20 protein-coding genes are annotated in these 19,231 nt (G+C 52.9%); 14 read left to right on the top strand and 6 right to left on the bottom strand.

What is annotated here, in order from left to right; all coding sequences use genetic code 11:
• The 4 genes from PFER_RS05255 (at nt 1) to PFER_RS05240 (ending at nt 3,783) form a co-directional block, all read left to right on the top strand.
• The gene (locus PFER_RS05255; RefSeq protein ID WP_157255138.1) at nt 1-1,131 is read left to right on the top strand and encodes a saccharopine dehydrogenase C-terminal domain-containing protein; all 1,131 of its coding nucleotides are present in this window, start codon (nt 1-3) and stop codon (nt 1,129-1,131) included.
• Nucleotides 1,132-1,803: a 16S rRNA methyltransferase gene (locus PFER_RS05250; RefSeq protein WP_048149519.1), complete on the top strand. Its 672-nt coding sequence runs from the start codon at nt 1,132-1,134 to the stop codon at nt 1,801-1,803.
• 114 nt (nt 1,804-1,917) lie between these two features.
• Nucleotides 1,918-3,306 (top strand): sodium-dependent transporter, encoded by a 1,389-nt coding sequence (locus PFER_RS05245; RefSeq protein WP_048149516.1) that lies wholly within the window; start codon nt 1,918-1,920, stop codon nt 3,304-3,306.
• A gap of 60 nt (nt 3,307-3,366) precedes the next feature.
• Entirely contained in the window at nt 3,367-3,783 is a 417-nt protein-coding gene (locus PFER_RS05240; RefSeq protein WP_048149513.1) for a translation initiation factor IF-5A, read from the top strand.
• A gap of 37 nt (nt 3,784-3,820) precedes the next feature.
• Here the strand turns inward: PFER_RS05240 and treT are convergent, their stop codons facing one another.
• The 5 genes from treT to PFER_RS05215 form a co-directional block, all read right to left on the bottom strand.
• Nucleotides 3,821-5,059, bottom strand: coding sequence for a trehalose synthase (gene treT, locus PFER_RS05235; protein WP_048149511.1), 1,239 nt, complete (start codon nt 5,057-5,059; stop codon nt 3,821-3,823).
• Nucleotides 5,060-5,125: 66 nt separating this feature from the next.
• Nucleotides 5,126-6,199, bottom strand: a complete 1,074-nt coding sequence (locus PFER_RS05230) for an ABC transporter ATP-binding protein (protein WP_048149509.1) — start codon at nt 6,197-6,199, stop codon at nt 5,126-5,128.
• Nucleotides 6,199-7,047: a carbohydrate ABC transporter permease gene (locus PFER_RS05225; protein WP_048149505.1), complete on the bottom strand. Its 849-nt coding sequence runs from the start codon at nt 7,045-7,047 to the stop codon at nt 6,199-6,201. The genes PFER_RS05230 and PFER_RS05225 overlap by 1 nt, the downstream gene beginning before the upstream one ends.
• Complete coding sequence (locus tag PFER_RS05220) at nt 7,044-7,661, bottom strand: carbohydrate ABC transporter permease (RefSeq protein ID WP_245612456.1); 618 nt, start codon at nt 7,659-7,661, stop codon at nt 7,044-7,046. Before PFER_RS05220 ends, PFER_RS05225 begins: the two co-directional genes overlap by 4 nt.
• 333 nt (nt 7,662-7,994) lie before the next feature.
• Nucleotides 7,995-9,353: an ABC transporter substrate-binding protein gene (locus PFER_RS05215; protein WP_048149500.1), complete on the bottom strand. Its 1,359-nt coding sequence runs from the start codon at nt 9,351-9,353 to the stop codon at nt 7,995-7,997.
• 158 nt (nt 9,354-9,511) lie between these two features.
• Here PFER_RS05215 and PFER_RS05210 point away from each other — a divergent pair, with 158 nt between their 5' ends.
• The 5 genes from PFER_RS05210 to speB all read left to right on the top strand — a co-directional run bounded on the left by PFER_RS05210 (nt 9,512) and on the right by speB (nt 14,457).
• Complete coding sequence (locus PFER_RS05210; protein WP_048149496.1) at nt 9,512-10,573, top strand: TrmB family transcriptional regulator; 1,062 nt, start codon at nt 9,512-9,514, stop codon at nt 10,571-10,573.
• On the top strand, nt 10,573-11,307 hold the full coding sequence (locus tag PFER_RS05205; RefSeq protein WP_281175698.1) for an HAD family hydrolase: 735 nt from the start codon (nt 10,573-10,575) through the stop codon (nt 11,305-11,307). The genes PFER_RS05210 and PFER_RS05205 overlap by 1 nt, the downstream gene beginning before the upstream one ends.
• Nucleotides 11,252-12,121, top strand: coding sequence for a hypothetical protein (locus tag PFER_RS12425; RefSeq protein WP_245612454.1), 870 nt, complete (start codon nt 11,252-11,254; stop codon nt 12,119-12,121). Before PFER_RS05205 ends, PFER_RS12425 begins: the two co-directional genes overlap by 56 nt.
• The gene (locus PFER_RS05200) at nt 12,039-13,517 is read left to right on the top strand and encodes a glycosyl hydrolase family 65 protein (protein WP_245612453.1); all 1,479 of its coding nucleotides are present in this window, start codon (nt 12,039-12,041) and stop codon (nt 13,515-13,517) included. Before PFER_RS12425 ends, PFER_RS05200 begins: the two co-directional genes overlap by 83 nt.
• An 82-nt stretch (nt 13,518-13,599) precedes the next feature.
• Nucleotides 13,600-14,457, top strand: a complete 858-nt coding sequence (gene speB, locus PFER_RS05195; RefSeq protein WP_048149494.1) for an agmatinase — start codon at nt 13,600-13,602, stop codon at nt 14,455-14,457.
• Between the two features lie 5 nt (nt 14,458-14,462).
• Here the strand turns inward: speB and PFER_RS05190 are convergent, their stop codons facing one another.
• Nucleotides 14,463-16,163, bottom strand: coding sequence for a chloride channel protein (locus PFER_RS05190; RefSeq protein ID WP_048149492.1), 1,701 nt, complete (start codon nt 16,161-16,163; stop codon nt 14,463-14,465).
• 141 nt (nt 16,164-16,304) lie between these two features.
• Between PFER_RS05190 and PFER_RS05185 the strand changes: the two genes are divergently transcribed.
• Genes PFER_RS05185 through PFER_RS05165 form a run of 5 tightly spaced genes read left to right on the top strand, consistent with a single transcriptional unit; the run spans nt 16,305 to nt 19,110 of the window.
• The gene (locus tag PFER_RS05185; RefSeq protein WP_048150257.1) at nt 16,305-16,919 is read left to right on the top strand and encodes an energy-coupling factor ABC transporter permease; all 615 of its coding nucleotides are present in this window, start codon (nt 16,305-16,307) and stop codon (nt 16,917-16,919) included.
• Nucleotides 16,916-17,164, top strand: coding sequence for a cobalt transporter (locus PFER_RS05180; RefSeq protein ID WP_048149490.1), 249 nt, complete (start codon nt 16,916-16,918; stop codon nt 17,162-17,164). The genes PFER_RS05185 and PFER_RS05180 overlap by 4 nt, the downstream gene beginning before the upstream one ends.
• Nucleotides 17,165-17,168: 4 nt before the next feature.
• Nucleotides 17,169-17,825: an energy-coupling factor transporter transmembrane component T family protein gene (locus tag PFER_RS05175; RefSeq protein WP_048149488.1), complete on the top strand. Its 657-nt coding sequence runs from the start codon at nt 17,169-17,171 to the stop codon at nt 17,823-17,825.
• Nucleotides 17,822-18,634: an energy-coupling factor ABC transporter ATP-binding protein gene (locus PFER_RS05170; RefSeq protein ID WP_048149486.1), complete on the top strand. Its 813-nt coding sequence runs from the start codon at nt 17,822-17,824 to the stop codon at nt 18,632-18,634. The genes PFER_RS05175 and PFER_RS05170 overlap by 4 nt, the downstream gene beginning before the upstream one ends.
• A 5-nt stretch (nt 18,635-18,639) precedes the next feature.
• On the top strand, nt 18,640-19,110 hold the full coding sequence (locus PFER_RS05165; protein ID WP_048149485.1) for a hypothetical protein: 471 nt from the start codon (nt 18,640-18,642) through the stop codon (nt 19,108-19,110).
• Nucleotides 19,111-19,231 lie beyond the last annotated feature (121 nt).

Below are 19,231 nucleotides of genomic sequence, written 5' to 3'. Positions count from 1 at the left end.
ATGGGAGCTCTCGAAAGGGATTTATATACCTTTGGCGGAGTAGGTGGGGGTGAAAACATGAAGGTTCTCGTTCTCGGTGCCGGAAACGTTGGGAGTGCAGCTGCCTACGACCTGAGCGGCGAATTTGATGTGTGGGTGGGTGATGTGAGTGAGGAGCGCCTTAAGGCTGTTGAGGGGTTTGCGAACACCGTTAAGGTTGATGTAACGGACTTCCAAGGCCTTGTTGAGACTATGGATAAGTTTGACCTCGTTGCATCTGCCGTACCCGGAAGGTTCGGTTTCTCCGTCCTGAAGGCGGGTGTAGAGGCGGGCGTTGATGTCGTGGACGTCTCCTTCATGCCAGAGGACCCGTGGGAGCTACACGACGAAGCGGAGAGCAGAGGTGTGGCCCTCGTTGTAGATGCCGGCTTTGCCCCGGGTTTGAGCCACATGTTCCTCGGGGACATCTACTCCCGGATGGACGAACTGGATGAGGGCATAATAAGGGTGGGGGGCCTCCCAAAAGAGCCAAGGGGTCCGCTGTTCTACCGCATCACATGGTCTCCCTATGACCTCATAGAGGAGTACAGGCGCCCGGCGAGGCTCATCCGGGGTGGGAGGATCGTTGAGGTTGACCCCCTCAGCGAGATAACCCCCGTGGAGCTCAGGGGCTTTGAGTTCGAGGAGTTCCCGAGCGACGGCCTCAGGACGGCTTTAAGAACGATAAAGGCCGAGAGGCTTGAGGAGAGAACCCTTCGCTGGAGGGGACACCTTGAGAAGATGAAGGTTTTGAGGGAGCTCGGCTTCTTCGACGAGGAGAACGTTGACTTCACGCTGAGGGTTATAGGCCCCCTCATGAGGTACGAGAGCCCGGACTTCTCCATAATGCAGGTTCTCGGGAGGGGGGTGAGGAACGGAAAGGCCGTTGAAATCGAGTACTTCCTCTACGACGAGGAGAGGGAGTTCACCTCCATGGCGCGCGTGACGGGTTTCACCCTTGCTCAGGTTGTGAGGCTCGCCGCTGAGAGGAAGTGCACCGTTGGGGTAATTCCGCCGGAGCTCATAGGCATGAGGGGGGACGCGTTCGCCCTTGTTCTCCGCGGGCTCAAGAAGAGGGGGATACTCATAGAGAGGAGGGAGCGTGGGCTCTGAATGCTTCACGTCGTCATAGCGGAGAGCGAGCTCGAGCTCGTTCCGGGGGAGATAACCGGGCATCCACAGGTGCGCTCCCACGCGAGGAGGCGCGGAAAGAGACCGGAGGAACTCCTCCTCGATGCCACCTACCACTACAGGGCCATGAAGGGGCTCCCGGAGTGGGAGAGGAGGGGGAGACCGGACATAGTGCACCTCTGCCTCCTCAACGCCCTCGAGAGCATAGCGGGCAAGGAGGGTCTCCTCAGGGTCTACGTCCACACGAGGAACGACGAGGTGATTCACGTAAAACCCGAGACGAGGATTCCAAAGAACTACAACCGCTTCGTTGGCCTCATGGAGGAGCTCTTCAGGAGGGGGGCCGTCCCGAAGGACCTTGAACTCCTCAGGATCGAGAGGAAAAGCCTGGGTGAACTCCTCGAGGAGCTCGGGGGAGAGGTCTTCGTCATGCACGAGAGGGGGGAGCTTGTGAACCCCGTGGAGCTTGCGGAGGAGCTGGATGGGGCGGTGGTGGTCATAGGCGGTTTCCCCCACGGTGACTTCCGGAGGATGCCGAAGGGGAGGCGGGTGAGCGTATACCCCAGACCGCTGACCGCGTGGGCGGTTCTCAACGAGGTGGTGATCTCCTACGGCCACGCCCATCTCTGGAAGTTGCTGAAAAAAATCCCATAATTTGTTATTTTTCTCAATAAATGTAGAATTTTCGGTGACACGGCGGAAGGGATTTCATAACTTTTTTATATCTCCCCGCCCAATTTGGGGTATCCTTAATAAGGAGGGATAAGAATGAGGCGGGTTCACCTGTTAATGGCCGTTTTAATCGTTGGATACATGCTCGGGGTCTGGAACTTCCTCGTGGTTCCGCACTATCTGATAACCCTCGGGATGAAGGGGTTCGCCCTCTCACTTGTGCCCATAATCCTCTCGATTGGGCTGATCTACCTTGAACTGGAGTCAACGAGAAGAAGCCGCTACATGATGTACGAGTTCCTGACCAAGGCCGCCAGGAAGCCGGGGATTGCGATAACCCTTCTCATGTTTCTCTTCATGATGGTCGGCATCAACGCCTATTACTCGGGCCACGCCCTCAACAGCCTCCTCGGCATGAACCAGGCGTATGCAGCTCTCCTCGGTATTTTAACGCTCCTGATCGTTGGAATTCTCCTGCTCATGGCCAAGGGGAGGACCCTCGACTTCATGGCCACCGTGTCGGTTCTCTTCATACTCTTCGCCGTGGCAAGCTTCGTCCTCATGAGGGGCGCGGCTTCCTCCGCCATAACCAATCGCCAGTCCCTGCGCTACCTCGAGGCGGCGCTGAATTCCCTCTCGAGCTTCGGGGGCACGCTAACGGTCGCCAACATCGCCCAGCTCTTTGTGGCAACCATCGTGGTCTTCGGTATGGGTGTGGGATTCTACTACGTCCTTGGAAGCTTCATGCCGGAGGAGATAGACGTTAAGAAGATTCTGGCGGTGGTTCTCGTCCTCGAGGTTGCCCTCAGCTTCATGGCCTCCTTCATCGTCGTCTACTCCCTGGGCTTCGCCCACCAGAGTTTCAAGGAGAGCTTCTTTGGTGGTGCCCCTGCAACCCAGTCCTTCGAGCTCTACCGCCACTTCAACCAGCTGAGGGCCTACACCACGAACTCCAGCATGAGCGTCGTCTCCTCGATGGAAACCGTTTACTTCATCCCCACCATACTCGAGAAGGGCGGCATGGAGGGCGCGGACAGGATAGCGTGGCTCCTCATGCTCTCGATATACCTGGCAGGTCTTACTACCCTCATACCCCTCGTGGAGATTGGAAGCCAGATAACTGCGGAGATGCTCCAGCTCGGAAGGAGGAACAGCGTCTTCCTCATAATTGTGCTTGGCACTCTGATGACGGCCATCATGTACCTCGCCCCCGTGAGGACCGTGCTCCTCGCGGTTCCCTTTGGGGTTGGTCTCATAATAGCGGCCGTTGAGGCTTTCCCACTCCTGTCGGAAAAGAAGGTGCTGGGTGAGGGTGCGAAGGCCTTCGCCACGCTGTCCCTCGTGGTTTTCCTCCTCATGGGGCTGGCCGTCGTTTACAGGGAGCTACGCGTCATGGGGCTCTACGGCAGGGTCGGTATAGTCCTGGGGTTCATACTCCTCATCCCCGTGCTCTTCAACAGCGCCCTCCTGAAAACTAGGAGGTAATCAAAAAACTAATAAACGCTCCCCCAAAAGGTTGGATGAAAGCTAAGAAAGGTGAGTGAAATGGGAGACAAGACCAAGGTTCAGGTTGGAAAGCTCAAGCCCGGCAGGTACGTCCTCATAGACGACGAGCCGTGCAGGATATCAGACATAACCGTTTCATCCCCAGGCAAGCACGGTTCGGCCAAGGCGAGAATAGTTGCAGTGGGAATCTTCGACAAGAAGGTCAGGAGCATAGTGAAGCCCACGAGCGCCGAAATTGACGTCCCAATCATTGACAAGAGAACCGCCCAGGTCATAGCCCTCACCCCGGACACCGTCCAGCTCATGGACATGGAGACCTACGAACTCTATGACGTCCCCATAGAGACCGGCGTTGAGGATGAGATAAAGGACCAGCTCAGGGAGGGCATAAACGTCGAGTACTGGGAGACCCTCGGCAGGATAAAGGTAATGAAGCTCAAGGGAGAGGGCGAGTGAAGCCCCCTCCCGTTTCTCCTTTGTGGCTTTTTAATGTTTAAACTGAACTTAAAAGGTCAATATATCTCTCAAGATGTTTTGTTATTAGAAACTCTTTCTCCACCCTTTCCTTGGCTTTCTCCCCAAGTTTCTCCGCTACATCTGGATGTTTAATGAGGTATAGTACCCTCTGCACAGCCTCATCAACATCTCCCACAAGGAATCCTGTTTTACCATCGGTGATTTGGAACTTGATCCCTCCAACAGCCCTGCCAACCACCGGCTTCCCCTTCCACATTGCCTCAGTGACCGTTAGACCAAATCCCTCCCTTATCGACATCTGGAGAACGACAGTACTGGCCCTCTGAAATGCGTTAACTTCCCTGGCGTGGACACCGATTAAGTTCGTGAGAACTTTAACGTCATAGTCTTCCCCAATATTCCTTAGAGTCTTCTCAAAGTACACCCAGCCCTCTGGGTCGTCGTGTGCCATCACACCAACGAGGAGGAGCTGAACTTCAGGAATCCTCTCTTTCACCCGCCTGTAAACTTCAACAGCGTCAAAAACACCCTTCCACGGATCAAAACGAGCCACCTGTGTAAGTATGGGTCTGTCAGGATCAATATCGAATCTTTCAAGTATATCCAACACTTCAGAGTCACTGAGCTCTCTGTTCTTCTCACTCAACGGGTCAATGGAGGGCGGCATTATTACGACTTTTTCTCTGTTCAAGTTGGTTTGAACGTATTCGGGGAGATGGAAGATGTAACGGTCATACCTCTCCACAAACCGTCTTAAGAAATTCCAGAATTCGGGATTTGGGTCGCTTAAGTCAATATGACACCTCCAAATCCAAGGGGTTTTCTTCTCGTAAAATTCTATCAGCGGTGCCGGTTGGGGGTCGTGGATGAGAACATAGTCGAAAGCACTGAGATCAAGGTCTCTGGCGTTTTCCCTGTTAGTCTCCACGTAAAGCCTTTTCATGTTCTCGCTCAGTTTCAGCTCTTCGTTCCCCTGGAGTGCGTTGTGGAAGGTTTTGGTCACGTTAAAGAACTCCTCCAGACCTTCGACGACGAACCACCTTGCGTCGAGTCCAACGTCCCTCATCAGAGGCACTAGGTTGTGGAGTATCTCCGCAACCCCGCCCCCAAAGGATGTAGAATTAACATGAGCGAAACTGCTTCCCTGCAGCTCATCTGCTTTTCTTAGTATATTCTCGATAGCTTCCTCGTTGGTAACGGAGGTGTAGTCCCTTAACCGCTTTCCTTTCCCATGTAACTTCTTTACTTCAAACATATCCAGTCCTCCGGCAGTTTTCAACGTTTACTAACGAAATAAAGAGAAGACTAGCATATTGAGGTATCAGCCGTACACGAGCCTCCCACTCTTGGAGTCGAAAACGTACAGCCTGTCTTCCCGGGGTTTCCAGTAAATCTCCTTTCCATCCGTTTTCATTTCCTCGGGAAGCCTCAGTATTATCTCTGTGTCACCATAAACTATGTGGCCATAATTCTCCACTCCAAGTTTCTCCACACCAAGGAGCTTTCCCCAGATGAAGCCCGCTGCCTGCTCACTTCTCACCTCAACATGCTGGGGCCTGAAACCCAGTATAGCTTTCCCGCGGATTTCGACTGAACGGGGCATCTCAATTGACAATTCACTGCCCTCGAAGACGACGTTTTCTCCACGCTCTACGATGTCCCCTTCTATAAGGTTCATGGGAGGACTTCCAACGAAAGTTGCTACAAAAGTATTGGCGGGTTTGTAGAATATTTCATTTGGTGTTCCAACCTGCTGGAGAACGCCCCTCTCCATGACCGCTATTCTGTCGGCCATCGTCATTGCTTCTACCTGATCGTGCGTAACGTAAATTGTGGTTATCCCAAGGTCGTAGCTGAGGAGCTTTTTGAGCTCAAAACGCATCTGAGTCCTGATTTTAGCGTCTAGGTTTGAAAGTGGTTCGTCAAGGAGAAATACCTCCGGTTCCCTAACGAGTGCCCTCGCAAGGGCAACCCTTTGCTGTTGACCGCCACTCAGTTCACTGGGCTTCCTGTTGAGGAGCTCCTCTATTCCCAAGAACTCTGCCACTTCCCTAACACGCCGTGCCCTCTCTCCCTTGGAGACGCCCGCCATCCTGAGCGGGAATTCAATATTACCAAAGACGGTCATGTGGGGATAGAGGGCGTAGCTCTGGAAGACCATGGCGACATTTCTCTTCGTTGGGTCTATCTCGTTTATAATCCGGTCTCCTATCCATATTTCGCCTTCGGTGGGTGTCTCGAGACCTGCTATCATCCTGAGGGTCGTGGATTTGCCACAGCCGCTAGGCCCTAGAAGAACCATGAACTCTCCATCCTTAATCTCGAGGTTCAATCTGTCAACGGCTATTACTTCCCCAAACTTCTTGGTAATGTTCTTAAGTAAGACCCTTGCCATTACCCCTTCCCTCCCGTAATAACTATACCCTTAATCAGGTACCTGTTGAGCACAAGGAAGAGCAGTATTGTAGGGGCAGAAGCAACAAGAGAGCCCGCTATGATGGGAGTGTACTCTGTCCACATACTCCTCTGGAAGGCGAAGCTAAGGCCCACAGGTAGGGTGAAGTTCTCGGGCGAGCGAAGGAAGATGAGCGGTCCGATGAAGGCATTCCATGAGCCAAGGAACTGGTAAACTGCAACCGCACCGAGGGCCGGTTTGGCCAAAGGAAGGGCGATGTAAAAGAAAGCCTTTATCGGACCACACCCATCCAGGCGTGCGGCTTCGAATATCTCGCTTGAGAGTGAGGTGAAGTACTGTCTCATGAGGAAGATACTCGAAACGTTAACGAGACCTAGGAGTGCCAGACCAAAGATATTGTCAACCAAGCCGAGCTTGTACATGATGATATAGTTGGGAACCAGGGTCACGAACATCGGAATCATCAAGAGTGAGAGTAGGGCAGAGAATATGATGTCTTTCCCTGGGAACTTGAGCCGTGCAAAGGCGTAGCCTGCCATGCTGGTGAAGACGATGTTGCCCGCCACGATTAGGCCCGCATAGAGGGCGGTGTTCTTAATCCAGCGCGGAAAGAGATCGAGTCTGAAGAGTTTCTGGTAGTTCTCTAGTGTGAACGGATTTGGCACCCATTCAGGAGGATACGCTGAGGCCTGCGCCCACGTCATGAATGAGGCCACGAGGGACCTCAGGAATGGCATAAGGTATACGAGGGCAAACGTTATTAGAACTGCGTAGGTGATGAACATCCATACCCTGCGGATGAGCCTTTCTCTCTCTTTCGGCGTCATCTCATCGCCCTCCCGTACTTCTTCTGGAAGATGTACGTGGTGGTGAATATTATCGCGAAGAGGAACCAGCTCTTGGCCGCTGCAACCCCAGGACGGATTCTGGTGAACGCCTCGTTGTAGATATCGAGTGCAACGGTGTAGCCCGCTCCCCCGGGCCCACCGTTGGCCCCCGCCATTATCCATGCGAGGTCAAACATTTGAAGTGCCCCTATAAGTCCCATCACGACAACGTAGACTATCATGGGTCTTAGCATGGGTATCGTGATAAAGAAAAACCGCCTTATCGGTCCGGCGCCATCAAGCATAGCCGCCTCGTATATGTCTTTTGGGATGGCTTGCATGGCCGCGAGAAATGAGACCATGAAGTGGCCGCTCGTCCCCCATATTGCAACAGTCGCAATGGCCAGCAACAGGTAGTTCTTGTTGTTTATCCAATCAATAGGCTGGAACCCAGGTATTACATGGACTAGGACGTAGTTTATGTAGCCATTTTTCATGAATAGCCAAACGAAGATTAGGGCAACTATGACGGATGAAGTCGTTGCCGGGAGGAAGTACGATACTTTGAAGAACTGCTGCCCTCTAATCTTCTGATTAGCGAATGACGCGAGCACTATGGCTAAAAATGTTTGAACTGGAACGACCAAGAGAGTGTACAGAAGTATGTTTTTCAGCCCGGTGTAGAATGGGACGAGCAGGTAAGGAGCACCCTCAAACCCCCTTATTAAATCCCGGATAACAATCTCGAAGTTTTGAAGACCCACAAACTGCATCTGGCCGATATAGTCCCACTTAAAAAAGCTCAGGTATAAAGCGAAAATCATTGCGAAGTAACCAAAAACTAGGTTCAGGATAACCGCGATTGAGATAAGGGTAAGTCCACCGATGATTTCCTTATTCCGGGCTTTAGCATAGAAAGATGAAAAAGAGGATGGCATACCACCACCTCAGCCGCTCAACTCCTCTTGAACAACCTGTTTCATGACTTCTATTGCCTCGTCCACTGTCATCTCGCCCCTCATGGCCGCCGCCATGGCATCACTGAACTTACTCTCGAGCGGGCCTGACTTCGGACCCCAGAGGAAAACAATCATCTTGTCGTACTTGAAGGAAAGGGTCTTCTTGTGCTGTGGCCACATTTCAGGATCGTTCTCGAGACCTTTTATGCTGGGCAGTGTCTGGCCTCCCTTAACGACGAGCTCTTTCTGTCCCTCTGGTCCAAGAAGGAACTTAACGAAAGTCCAAGCCTCCTGAGGATGCTCACTCTTGGCGTTTATCCCGAGGATAACAGTGTAGGCCATAGTTACCCTTCCCTGTTTTCCAGCTGGAACAGGGGCAATATCCCAATCTTCGCCGTACTTGAAGTTGGGGAACTGGTCAGCTAGGAAGGGAATCATCCAGTTTCCGCTGATAACCATCGCAACTTCTTGCTGTCCAAAAGCGTCTCCAAGCCAGCCAGCACCAACGTCGCTGGGCTGGACGACATAGGGAGTGAGTCCTTGGTTCTCCCTATCCGTCTTGCCTTTTTTGTAGAGGTTAATGTACCATGATAGGGTATCCTTAACAACAGGGTTGTCGAACCATGAAGCATCCTCTGGTTTCTCGAACCATGGCTTCGGAGCGCCGTTGCTAACCGCCACAGGCACGTACCTGTTGAAGCCTCCAAGGTATATGGCCAAACCAGGTTTTCCTGTCTTGTCTGCTATTATCTTTGCGTACTCCTCAAGTTCCTCCCAGGTCTCAGGGGGTTTTGTGAGACCAGCCTGTTCGAAGAGTTTTTTGTTGTAGAATAGTGCCAGCATGCTCCAATCCTTAGGCAGGCCGTAAAGTTTTCCATCTTTCATGAATGGTTCAAGAAGGAATGGGTAGAACTGGTCTATGAAGCTCTGGTCGGCGAGATCGGATATCGGGTAGAGAGCGCCTTTGTCAATGAAAACAGGGGCCCAAGCACTGTCAACGTAGAACACGTCGGGGGCAACACCCGCGCCGTATGATGCAAGTATGTTCTCGTGGAACATCTGGGTAATAACCTCGTACTTAACACCCACATGTGGATTCTCCTGCTCAAACTTTTGTATCATCCTCTCATAGTTCTTCATTTCCGTTTCTCCAGCACTCCAGCCGGCAAATCTTATGAACGTCTTTTCTTGGACCTGGGTCTCGACCTTAGTTTCCGTTTCCACCTTCGTTTTGGTCACAGTGGTGGCCGACGTGGTTCCGGTCTGTCCCCCGCCTATACATCCAGCGGCCACTATTCCCAACACGAGTACAAACACCAAAAGCCCTCCAGTGAGGAACTTTCTCATGCCCTTTCACCCCTCGGCGTACGTTTATGGAATAATGTGGTCATTCAATCTTTATACTACAATACTATTATATAAATCTTACTGATATAGTATCCAATATATTTAAATAGTATTGAAACTAAGGGGGTATACAGTACCAATACACTGGAGGGGTCTCGATGGAAAACTATGCTTTTTTGATTGAGAAGCTCCAAGAGCTTGGGCTTACAAAGAGGGAGGCAGAAGTTTACCTCATGATCCTGGTAAAAAATGGGGCTACTGTGAAAGAACTCCTCGAGTCTCTGGATATTCACCAACCCCAGCTGTACAACATTATTCAAAGCCTCATACGAAAGGGCTTCATACGCGCTTCCGCTGGAAGACCCAGGATTTACACCGCGAGCGACATAGGGGCTATCATAGATGTCCAGAAAATGAAATTTGACATGTTAAAAAACGTTCTCCATGAGGAATTGGTGAAGATAAAGGGGAGGGCGGATGAGGAAGGTCCGTATGTTTCCCTCGTGAGAAACCTTGAGGGAGTCCTTGCTTCTATAATTGAGATAATTAATTCCGCAGAGACCGAGATACGAGCTGAACTTCCGTACCAGGTGTTCAAGGAGGTGCGACCGTACCTCCTGAGGGCACTTCAAAGGGGAGTTAACCTGTACCTCTTGGTGTATCCACAGGGCGGGGGGTTTAACGAGTTTGAGATGTTCAGGGATTACGTGAAGATAAGGACATTTGACCTTGGGAACTTCCTCCTTGTGATATCTGACTTATCCTCCGCGGTTTACTCAAAACGCCGCTTTTTCAGTGTTCACAAGCTTCCGGTATCCAGTACTGAAGTTTATGGATACGTCATTCAGGAAAAGGACCTTCTTCTAAGGCTCCTTAACATCCACAACAACTTATGGCTCAAATCCCGTGAAGTTCTGGGTTGGATACCAAGACCTGAACTGTATCCCAAGACATTTATAGAGTTCTCGATGGCTCTCAACGAGCTTGAAACCCTCTTAAAACTTGGTTACACACCGATAGTGGAAATAGAGGGCAGGGATGTAAAGAGCGGGTATCCTGCGAATATTACCGGTGAAGTTAAGTCAATAAACCGTTTTGGCATAGTGAGCAACTTCGTCATTGAGAGTGAAGAAGGATCGTTTACCGTTGGCGGTTTTGACGCAGAGGTTGAGGACGTAGAGGCTCAGAGGATAGTTATAAAACGAGTGAAAAAGGGGTGATGATGGGGATGGCGCTGGTGGCAGTGATATGGGATTTTGATGGCGTACTTGTTTTCACACCTCATGAAGAAGCGTGGAAGAGGGCGGCAGAGAAGTACGGGGCAAGTATTGACCACTCATTTTACGTTAAGTATGTCTCCGGAAAACCGAGGTACGAAGGAGCCCACAACATCCTCCAGCTTACGGGTCTCTACGAAAAGCATGGTGCAACCACGAATGAGGCGAGGGAGAAACTTCTGAGGGAGTTTGCTGAATTCAAGAACAATATTGTTAACGAAATGTTTGATAGGGGAGAATACACCGTAAACGATGGAGCCATAGAGTTTCTACTGAGCATCCGGGAACTGGGCATCCCCAGTGCCCTTGCTTCGGCATCAAAGAATGCTCCCCTGCTCGCAGCTAAGGTGAAGGTTGGTGGACTGAGGTTGATAGATCTCTTTGAAGTCAACTCAAGTGGGAAAGCCCCTACCAAAAAGGAGGTCTTCCGTCTGGCTATGAGGGAACTTAAGGGGAAATACCCCCAAATTAAAGCGTTCTTCGTGGTGGAAGATGCCCCTGCGGGAGTAATGGCGGCAAAGGAACTCGGAGCTTTTGTGCTGGGTTATGAGAGGGAGACAATCCTCAAGGAGGCGGACATCAGGTTTGAGGACTTTAGGGAGTTGTCCCCGAAGGTTCTTTTTGAACTGGCAGAGGAGGGAAGCCCCAATGTTCCGGTTTCGATTTCCCGAGTATAAACCTGAGACAGAGGCCGTTTACGGAACCATATTAACCTTGGGCAACGGCTACATAGGCATAAGGGGAGAGATAGAACTCGAACCCAGCATCTACGGGATGACCGTGGCGGGAGTGTACGACTATGCCCCCTATTTTTACAGGGAAATCGTTAATGCTCCCAGGGTTATTGGCCTTCAGATGATGTTCAATGGGGAACCTCTCAACCTCAGCACACACAAAGTCCCAAAGTATGAAAGGGAGCTGGACGTTGAGAAGGGAACTCTTAAGACACTTGTGGAACTGCAAACTAACAAGGGGATAACCGTCAGATATGAAAGCCTTAGGATTGTGCACGGGCGGAGAAAGAACCTTATCCTACTGAAATTTAGACTCCGCACCGACAGGGATGGGCTTCTCACAGTCATTAACCCCATTGAACTTGACACCGTCAACCCCTCATACCTGCCTGAGATATTTATAAAGCACTACGCCGTTGAGGACATGGACTTTGAGGACGATGCAATATACGTTGGTGTCAGGACGGTGGACGAGAGGTACCGGCTTGGAATAGCCAGCTCACTCGTTGTGGAGGAGGAACACGAAAGGAACATGTTAAAAAACGCTAGGCAGATGGCGGAGGTCGTAACCCTCGAAGTTAAAGCAAACAGAGAGTACGAGTTCGTAAAATACGTGGTCGTTGAGAACGGAAAAGACGAAGGTCTCAAATCAACGTCCCTTCAGGAACTAAGAGATGCCAAGAAGACAGGATTTGAAAGGTTATATAATGAGCACGTGGAATACTGGGCAGAAATCTGGAAAAAAAGCGGCAATTAAAATCGAGGGAGATGAGGAAGCGGAGCGTGGGATGCTTTTTAGTATCTTCCATCTCATACAGTCCCTTCCGCAGGATGACAACATATCCTTGACAGCAAGAGGAATCCATGGATTTGGCTACAGGGGGCATGTCTTCTGGGACACTGAAATATATGCCCTGCCATTCTTTATTTTTACGATGCCTGAGGATGCGAGAAGAATGCTTGTTTACAGGTACAACAACCTCGATGCGGCGAGGGAAAACGCCAGACTCAATGGGTATGGCGGGGCGCAGTTTCCGTGGGAATCTGCGGACGACGGTAGGGAGGCAACGCCGCCGATGGTACCCCTTGACATGCGTGGGGAGAACGTGGTTAGAATATACACGGGGGAGGAGGAACATCACATAACCGCGGACATAGCATATACCGTTGATCTCTACTATCGCATTACGGGTGATGAAGAGTTTATGGAAAAGTACGGTCTCGAGATGATCTTCGAGACCGCCCGCTTCTGGGCCAGCCGCGTCAGGTATGACGAGGAGAAAGGATACGTAATTGAGCGAGTTATTGGGCCGGACGAATATCACGAGCACGTGAACAACAGTTTCTTCACGAACCTCATGGCCAAGCATAATCTCCAGCTGGGCGTGAAATATTTCAGGGAGTCCCTGGAGAGGAGAGCGTGGAGAGCTGTTGCGGAGAAGCTTGGAATAGACGAGGATGAGGTTCAAAAATGGTTCGACACTGCAGAGCGAATATACCTCCCACCCCAAGTAAACGGTGTTTACGAGGAGTTTGATGGATACTTTGATCTAACTGACTACAGAGTTGACCCGGGTGACCTCGGTGAAGCCCGCTTACCCGAGGATATCCGAAACAACATAGGGAGAACGAGACTTATAAAGCAGGCGGATGTTATAGCGGCCCAGTTTCTCCTGAAGGACCTGTTTACTCTTGACACAATACGGAGGAACTTTGACTATTACATTATCAGGACTACACACGCCTCATCACTCTCAATGCCTGCATATGCTATAGTGGCATCGTGGCTTGGGGAAGAGGCGCTAGCATACGACTACTTCATAAAGTGTGCATACGCTGATCTTAGGAACATCTACGGAAACACTCAGGACGGATTCCACCTTGCCACGGCAGGGGGGGTATGGCAAGTGCTTGTTAGGGGCTTCTGTGGCATTGACATTGAAGGGGATTCCCTAAAAATCGAGCCCCACCTTCCCGTGAAATGGTCTTCAGTGACGCTCAGGCTCTTCTTTAGAGGCGCATGGCTCCAACTTAAGGTGGGGCACAAGGAGGTTGTGGTTGAGATGCTGGAGGGGAGGGTTCCGGTCAGGATACGGGCGTTTGGAAAGGTGGGCATCTTAAAGCCCGGAAATATGGTAAGGTTAGCCCCCTGAACATACCTTCAAAATTTTTTCCTGGAGAAGTGCTTTTGGAAAGTTTTTTAATTTGTACCCCCCACTTCCCCCGGTGATGACTGTGGAGCTGCTCTACACTTACGAGACCCTTAAGCTTGAGTTCCCTATGAGCCCCATAGAGGAAGCTGATTTCGTCATACTGGGCATCCCCTTCGATGGCACAACCTCCTACAAGCCGGGAACGCGTTTTGGGCCTACGCTGATAAGGCAGGCCACCCTCAACCTCGAGAGCTACATACTCGACTACGACGTTGACCTATCCACCATCTCCATAGCCGACGCGGGCGACCTCGCTATAGTCGCTGGAAACCCCTACGAGACGATAAAACGGGCGGTAGAGACAGTCGAGGAGATAAAAGTCCTCAACCCCTCGGCGATACCCGTAACCCTCGGCGGCGAGCACTCAATGACCTACGGCCCCGTTAAGGCCTTAAAACCAGCCAGCTACGTCGTCTTTGATGCCCACCTCGATTTGAGGAATGAGTACGAGGGTAACCCATGGAACCACGCCTGCGTGGCAAGGAGGATAAGCGAGCTCGGGATAAACGTGGCCGAGTTCGGCATACGGAGCGGTACGAAGGACGAGGTTGAGTACGCGAGGGAAGCGGGAATAGAGTGGGTTCACGCGAGGCACTACTCGCTGGAGCGCTTCATTGAGGCCGTGAAAGACCTCCCGGAGCCCGTGTACCTCTCGGTTGACATTGACGTCTTTGACCTCTCGATGGTGCCCAGTACGGGCACTCCGGAGGCTGGGGGACTGGCCTTCTGGGACGTGGTGGAGGCCATAGAGTGGCTCGTTAAAAACAAGGAAGTGGTCGGCTTTGACATAATGGAGGCTGGGGGAACTGAACTCGGCGACGTGACGGCACTTACCGCGGCAAAGCTCCTCTTCTACATCATGGGCGCACTCTCCCTTTAGCATTTTCATTCTATGTACATGCCCTCGAGACCGCGGTAGTAGGCTTTGTAGATGTCCCTCTTCGTTATCACTCCCAAGAGCTTTCCTTCCTCGTCAACAACTGGTAAGAGGTTCTGGTCGTGCGCCATCAGCTTTTCGAAGGCGTCTTCGGCGGTCTCCGATGGATACGTCACCGCGTACTCCTTCCTGAGGAACCGCCTTACTGGGAGCTTTTTTATGGTTGGGGGCTTCCTGAGGAAGTCCTTGACGCCCACAATGCCCACAACCTCCCCGTTCTCGTTGAGTACCGGGAAGCAGTCGTGGCCCGTCTCGGCAACGAGGTGCTCCACGTCGAAGAGGGTGTCCCACTCATGGACGAAGACGGGTTCCGTGGTCATTATCTCCCCCACGGATATCATCTCGAGGACGAGGGGCCTTCCGGTCTTCACGTGGAGTCCCTTCCTCTTGAGCTTGAGCGTGTAGACGGAATCTCCTCCAAGGAGGAATCTCGCCGTCAGGAAGCCCAGCGTGGCGGAGGTCATGACCGCAGGGAGGAGCGAATAACTCCTTGTGAGCTCCGTTACCATGAGTATCTGAGTCAGGGGGGCCTGGGTCATGCCGCTGAAGAAGGCCGCCATCCCGGCGAGCGCGTAGGAGGAGGGGTTAACCCCAAGACCGGGGAAGAGGATGAATACTGACTCACCAAACGCCGCCCCAAGCATGGCCCCTATGTACAGGCTCGGCGCGAATATCCCACCGCTGTGACCCGAGGAAATCGTTAGGAGCGTTGCCGTCATCTTGGCGAGGGCGAGGGTCAGGAGGAGGGCTACCCCTATCTTCCCCGCCATCGCCATCTCCATGCCCCCGTAGCCGATGCCGAATATGCCGTAGCTGGGGAAGAACATCCCGATTAAACCCACGCTCAATCCTCCAAAAACGAGTTTCAGGGGAGTCGGGGCGTTTAAGCTCTCGAACTTTTCCATCAACGCGTAGAGGGCTTTAACGTAGGCCGCCGCAAGGAGCCCCAGGACGAAGCCCATCAGGGAGAAGAAGAGGAGTTCGGGTAGGGTGTGACCGAGGGCAGAGGGTATTGAAACCTCGAAGGCCTGACCCAGAAAGGCGAGGGTGATCGCGTTTCCAGTTACCGCCGCCAGGAATATGGGGACGAGGTTTAGGGAGAAGGCGCCCATGTAAACGACCTCGAGCGCGAACATGGCTCCTGCGAGGGGCGTGTTGAACGTTCCGGCTATCCCGGCGGCGAGGCCGCACGTGGTTATCAGCTTTCTCATCTCGGGCTTTAGCTTGAAGTAGTGCCCCATGAGGGAGGAGAGGGCGGCCCCTATGAAGCCGATTGGGCCCTCCCTTCCAACGCTGCCACCCGAGCCTATCGTCACGGCGGTGGCCACTATCTTTAGAATGGAAAAACGGCCCTCTATGTGGCCCCTTCTGAACACCACCGCCTCTATGACCTCGGGGATGCCGTTGCCCTTCAGGGATGGGCAGAACTTTATTATGGGCGCTATGAGAATGCTCCCGAGGGCGGGGAGCAGGATATAGCCGAGGTTGTAGCCGTGGTAGTGGATGGTCAGGTTGGGGAGTATAAACCCGAAGAAGAAAGTGTGGGTCCACCTAATCAGCACCCTGAAGAAAACCGCCCCTAGACCGCCCACGATGCCTGAGAGCACGGAGAACGTTAGAACCATTCCCCATCTCCGGAGGTTCGGCATAATGCTACCTCCTCCTCGGAGCTTAAAAGGCCATCGCCTATGTACACCTTTGGTTGGGAATATTGCGTTTAAAAAACGCTTTTATTTGGTGCTACTATTTTATCTAATGATGACACCGTTCGAGTAAAGGAGGTGAATATGTTGCACATACCTGATGGCCTCTTAAGCCTTCCCGTGGCTCTGGCCACCTACGCGATAACCGTTGCGGTGGTTGCGTACTCCCTCAGAAAGCTCCGCGACTTCCCCGAGGAGAGAATCCCGCTCCTCGGTCTCCTCGGGGCGGGGGTCTTCGCCGCCCAGATGGTGAACTTCCCCATAGTTGGGGGCGTTAGCGGGCATCTCCTCGGGGCCGTTCTCCTGAGCGTCCTTGTGGGACCGTACGCGGCCGTTGTGGTAATGAGCGCCGTCCTCCTCGTCCAAACGCTGCTCTTCGGCGATGGGGGCGTCACGGCCATAGGGGCCAACATACTTAACATGGGAATACTTGGGGCGTTCCTCGGATACTGGGTATACACGAGGCTGAAGCGCGTAAACGAGCTCCTCGCAATAGGGGCCGCATCGTGGTTGGCAGTGGTTCTCGGCGCGGCGCTGGCCAGCGTTGAGATAGGACTCAGCCACAGCATACCCTTCACGAAGGTTCTCACTCTCATGGTGGGCTACCACGCCCTCATAGGCGTTGGAGAGGCGGTGATAACGCTCTTTGTGGTTAACGCGCTCAGGGCAAAGCTTCCGGAGGTAGGGGGTGTGCCGGCATGAGGGCCGTCTTGAAGGGCATATTCATAATATTAGTATTACTCGCCATCACGATACCCCTCGCATCGTCGAACCCCGACGGACTCGAGGCCACCATGGAGCACCTTGGGCTGACGGAGAGCTCGCTCTACCATGCTCCCCTCGACTACGGTGAGAGCTGGGGACAGAGCCTCCTCATGGGCGCGGTAGGGATAGGAATTGTGTTTGGAGTGGTTTACGTCCTTGCAAGGATTGGAAAGGGGGTTTGAGGGGTTGTACCTTCCCCTTATCCTCCTCTACTCTTTCGTCGTGGCGACCCGGGGGAGCCTCGGGGAGCTTGCCTATCCCGCACTCCTCCTTGGGATTATGGTGTTCCTTCTGCGCCCAAAGGGGGAAACCTTCAGGCACCTCACGTTCCTCCTCGGTTTTGAGGGGTTCCTCTTCCTGGCGGCGCTCTTCAACCCGGGGGTGGCCATTCTAAGCACACCCTTCGGCGCGATAACCCGGGAGGGTGTGAATACCTTCCTCCTCCTACTCTCGAAGGCGTTTCTATCCTCCGCCATGGTGGTAGTGGTCTCGAACGCCCTGGGCTTTTCCGTTCTCCTGGCCGAGATGGAGAGGCTGCACTTCCCAAGGGTTCTCGTCCTAACGGTGGCCTTCACCTACCGCTACATTGACCTCTTCGCCGAGGAAGCCTCGAGAATGAGGAGGGCGCTTGAGAGCAGGGCCTTTGGTGTGGGCCGTCTCGAGTACTACCGCCTCCTCGCTTCACTCATAGGAGAGATTTTTGTGAGGGCCTACCATAGGAGCGGGAGGGTTTACGCTGCCATGCTCTCAAGGGGCTACGGTGAGTTCCCGCGCTTTGAAAACAACCTATCCCTCAAGCCGGTTGTTGTCACGTTGCTCCTCCTGCTGGGGGTGGTTCTTTGAGGGCCGTTGAAATCAGGGAGCTTCACTTCTCCTACGGGAGTGAGGTGCTGAAGGGGGTGAACCTCGAGGTTGAGAGGGGCGAGGTGTTTGGCCTCCTCGGCCCGAACGGAGCCGGAAAATCAACGCTCATCCTTCACCTCAACGGAATCCTGAAGCCAAGGAAGGGCACGGTGCAGGTTTTTGGCCTTAACCCGGTCAAGAAGCCGAGGGAGGTCAGGAAGCTCGTGGGGATTGTGTTCCAAGACCCCAACGACCAGCTGTTCTCGCCCACGGTTTTTGAGGACGTGGCCTTCGGCCCCTACAACCTCGGGCTCAGGGGGGAGGAGCTCGAGGAGAGGGTAGTTGGAGCGCTCAGGGCGGTGGGGATGGAGAACTACGCCAAGAGGGAAGTCCGGGAGCTCAGCTTCGGCGAGAAGAAGAGGGTCGCCATAGCCACCGTACTGGCCATGGAACCTGAACTCCTCGTTTTCGATGAACCATTTGCCAACCTCGACTTCAGGGGAAAGGCGATGGTGAGAAAAATCATCGAGTCCCTGAGGGGCGAGAAGACGGTTATTCTGGCTTCCCACGAGGCGGAATACCTTGCCCTCTGCGACAGGATTGCACTCATGGACGGGGGAAGGGTCATAAAGGTGGGCCCGCCTGAGGAGGTTCTTGAGCCGGGGTTGTTGAGGGAACACAATCTTGACGTGCCTCCGATGGTGGAGCTCTTTCATGCCTTGGGGCTCGGCGTTCCAAGGAATCTGGAGGAGGCGAAGGCCCTTATAGACAAGCTTTTAAGCGCTCAGACCAACTCCCTCCGCAGGTGAACGTTATGAAGATTGAAGGTTTTGTTGCGAGTCTGAAAAATGCAGAAACCATCGAAGAGCTCTTTGAAACGCTCGAAAAGAAGGGTGCGCCCCTGGTTGAGCTCGACGGGAGCAGGTTCCTCATAGTCGTTGAGGGGGACTTTGAGGGTGAGAAGTTTTTCACGGAGATAAACGGTCAAAAGGCTAACACCGCCCTTGGGGATGCGATGCTCAACTCCTCGAGCTTTCCCTTTAAGTGCAGGAAGCCCTACACCGGAGGAAACGTGATATTCGTCAAGGCGGAGGAGATAGAGAGCGAGGAATACCTCGTGGCCTACAGGGCCGAGAACCTCGTTAGGGCCTTCCACGTTAAGGCCGGTGAGGTTGAGAAGGTCTCTCCAGAGGAGTACGAAGAGCTGGTCGGGAAGATGCCCGAGTTCAAGGTCAAAGCATTCAGCGAGGAGCAGATGGACATGATGGGGGCCTTCTTCGGCTGACCCAACTTCTTTGCAAAAATTTTTCATGGTGGGAAAGCCCTCTGAGGGTGGAAGAGTTCGAAAGCCTTTTAAATCAATCTCTTTTACTCACCTTCAGCTTCCATAATGGAGATGACAGTGA

Source organism: Palaeococcus ferrophilus DSM 13482, assembly GCF_000966265.1.
Lineage (GTDB): Archaea > Methanobacteriota_B > Thermococci > Thermococcales > Thermococcaceae > Palaeococcus > Palaeococcus ferrophilus.
This window is presented reverse-complemented; position numbering and strand designations above follow the sequence as displayed.

Bases quoted from the DNA above. Each gene is read 5' to 3' on its own strand.
- PFER_RS05255 (WP_157255138.1), top strand. From the start codon at position 1: ATGGGAGCTCTCGAAAGGGATTTATATACCTTTGGCGGAGTAGGTGGG.
- PFER_RS05250 (WP_048149519.1), top strand. From the start codon at position 1,132: ATGCTTCACGTCGTCATAGCGGAGAGCGAGCTCGAGCTCGTTCCGGGG.
- PFER_RS05245 (WP_048149516.1), top strand. From the start codon at position 1,918: ATGAGGCGGGTTCACCTGTTAATGGCCGTTTTAATCGTTGGATACATG.
- PFER_RS05240 (WP_048149513.1), top strand. From the start codon at position 3,367: ATGGGAGACAAGACCAAGGTTCAGGTTGGAAAGCTCAAGCCCGGCAGG.
- treT (WP_048149511.1), bottom strand. From the start codon at position 5,059: ATGTTTGAAGTAAAGAAGTTACATGGGAAAGGAAAGCGGTTAAGGGAC.
- PFER_RS05230 (WP_048149509.1), bottom strand. From the start codon at position 6,199: ATGGCAAGGGTCTTACTTAAGAACATTACCAAGAAGTTTGGGGAAGTA.
- PFER_RS05225 (WP_048149505.1), bottom strand. From the start codon at position 7,047: ATGACGCCGAAAGAGAGAGAAAGGCTCATCCGCAGGGTATGGATGTTC.
- PFER_RS05215 (WP_048149500.1), bottom strand. From the start codon at position 9,353: ATGAGAAAGTTCCTCACTGGAGGGCTTTTGGTGTTTGTACTCGTGTTG.
- PFER_RS05210 (WP_048149496.1), top strand. From the start codon at position 9,512: ATGGAAAACTATGCTTTTTTGATTGAGAAGCTCCAAGAGCTTGGGCTT.
- PFER_RS05205 (WP_281175698.1), top strand. From the start codon at position 10,573: ATGATGGGGATGGCGCTGGTGGCAGTGATATGGGATTTTGATGGCGTA.
- PFER_RS05200 (WP_245612453.1), top strand. From the start codon at position 12,039: ATGCCAAGAAGACAGGATTTGAAAGGTTATATAATGAGCACGTGGAAT.
- PFER_RS05190 (WP_048149492.1), bottom strand. From the start codon at position 16,163: ATGCCGAACCTCCGGAGATGGGGAATGGTTCTAACGTTCTCCGTGCTC.
- PFER_RS05180 (WP_048149490.1), top strand. From the start codon at position 16,916: ATGAGGGCCGTCTTGAAGGGCATATTCATAATATTAGTATTACTCGCC.
- PFER_RS05165 (WP_048149485.1), top strand. From the start codon at position 18,640: ATGAAGATTGAAGGTTTTGTTGCGAGTCTGAAAAATGCAGAAACCATC.